This window comes from Pseudoalteromonas luteoviolacea NCIMB 1942, assembly GCF_001625595.1.
In the GTDB taxonomy this organism is placed as follows: Bacteria; Pseudomonadota; Gammaproteobacteria; order Enterobacterales; family Alteromonadaceae; genus Pseudoalteromonas; species Pseudoalteromonas luteoviolacea_A.
In genome coordinates this window covers 1-2120 of sequence record NZ_AUXT01000133.1, presented here as the reverse complement: position 1 = coordinate 2120, position 2120 = coordinate 1, and the positions used below count along the sequence as shown (strand labels likewise).

1 protein-coding gene is annotated in these 2120 nt (G+C 36.7%); it reads right to left on the bottom strand.

Annotated features, from left to right (window positions below; translation table 11 throughout):
• Positions 1-89 precede the first annotated feature (89 nt).
• On the bottom strand, positions 90-1694 hold the full coding sequence (locus tag N482_RS07065) for a hypothetical protein (RefSeq protein WP_063376371.1): 1605 nt from the start codon (positions 1692-1694) through the stop codon (positions 90-92).
• Positions 1695-2120: the final 426 nt, after the last annotated feature.

The window sequence follows — 2120 nt, the reverse complement described above, 5'->3', positions numbered from 1 at the left end:
AGATTTTTGAACACTACCAGTTTTTGAATTGTATGTCTGAGGTTTGGTCTTTTAAAAGAGCCCAATTAATGGGCTCTTTCACATTCACATTAAAATAAGAGGGTGCTAAGCACGGGTATTAGATAGGCTAAATCATGTCTGCCTCTTAACTCAGAATCAAGCGTTGACATTTCAGAAGCAGTAAATTCGTTATCGTGTGTACGGCTATTTACATGATGAATTCTGTCGAACGGAGAAGCCGCCTCAAGCTTTTGAAGTGTTTCGTAATGGGTTGCACCTTTGAGCTTGCTTAGGTCAGTCCCATACACGCCCGGATCAATGTCTAGAGCACTAAAAGTAGGAATAAAGTTCGGCTCTCGACAATTAATGCATCTAGCATAGCCTTTATCGGTAGGCTTCGCCTTCAATATACTGTCATTTATCGTATTCACCAGACTTCGGGTAAGACCAATATTAGTGCCGGGAGCACTGTTTACATACTGATAATTAGAATACTCATTCAATTTTGTATCCTCTTTTATATGTTTATCATTGCCGAAAGGTCGATCTACACGTGTATAAGACTTAAATAGGCTTTCGTTTCGATTGCCACTTAGTGTGTTTTCCTTAAAAGTAAAATCTGCAGCTTCTAAATCACCGTTAGTTCCATCATGAGGTGCATGTATCAATTGTGATGCACTCCAACTTGAAGGTGTATTATAGCTGTTTACAAGAGATGCATTAGTAAATACAACTTTGCGTATATCGTTGGGTAGAGGCATTGAGTTTAGCTCACGTAAAAAGCTTGAGCGATAACTCCCATCTTTATCAACAATATGATTTATCAATAGTTGCTTAGATGAAGTTGAATGTATATTTTCGTATGACGTTTGTACCATCGAACGTATATCACGTATTGCTTGCTTGGATTGACTCGTTAATTCAGAGAGTTTAAGCTCCTTCAATAATACTACGTAGTCTAGGGCCGAAAGTACAAAATCAAAGGTCGATAGGCTAATTATACCAATATCATTAAAATCATCGAGCATTGAGTCAATAAATAAAGGCAATCTCTGATAAGCCAGTGGAATGTTTGCCCCCTTAAGTGGGGAGTCTATGGTAACCCATGTTCTAATGTTAGTTTCGATACCATATTTGTGCGCATAACCGATGGCATATTTAGATACTACACCACCCAAACTTGTACCAAGTACTGAAATGCTTGGTTTATGGTTATTGACTTGATTAATTTCGTTTATCCATTCAATGCCTTCTAGCACCGTGAATGCATTGAGCTGTATATGGTCACCTGAGCCAAATCTTTTACCTTGCTCATATTCATAGGCAAAAAGAAAAATATCAGAGTTTGGATATCTTGCTTTAATTTCCGACGGACTAGCACCCATAAAAGTATTTCTAAATACTAGGTCTAGATCTTGTTGAATAGCATCTGAGTTATTGTTAACTGCAAGCAGTGCGCCAGGATAAGGTGCAACAACAATTATTGGTTGATCATAAGCTTGAGCCCCAGAGTCATTGGTATATAGCTTTAGGTGCATTGAGCCTCGTTTACCAGCATAGTATTTGGTAGAGGACAAAATACAACCATCTTTTTCTAAAGCAAAGCTAATATTATTACAAGATACAGCGTATGCATCCGCACTAATTAAAAAAGCCACCATGCTTAATAAAGCAAGTTTTAATTTGTAAAACACAAAATATCCTTTAGTTTATTATTGCTAAGATAAGTCAATAAAAATTATAACTGTTTTTAATTTGGAAAATATACGGTTGATATTTTAAATCAGTTTTGTACCTCGAGCAAGAACGGGCGTTATGCTCGTTCTAGCCCATAGAATGTTTGGAGAATTTCAAAGATAATCAGCGTAATAGATAGAACATATTCATTTAGCATGTACAAAAAGGTAAGCAACCCAAAAGCCTGTTGTCTTTCGGGTAACTCAAAAAAGAACATGCCATCTTACTCTGGCTTATTAGGCCCATCTTCATATAGGGATATCATCTGAATCATTTCAAAATCAAAAAATTGAAAGGTCTTTTTTTGGAAATTAAAGTAAAGCAAATTAAAGAAGACACCCACCTTGGGAAATTGGGATGGGAAATTAAAGAAGACACCCATC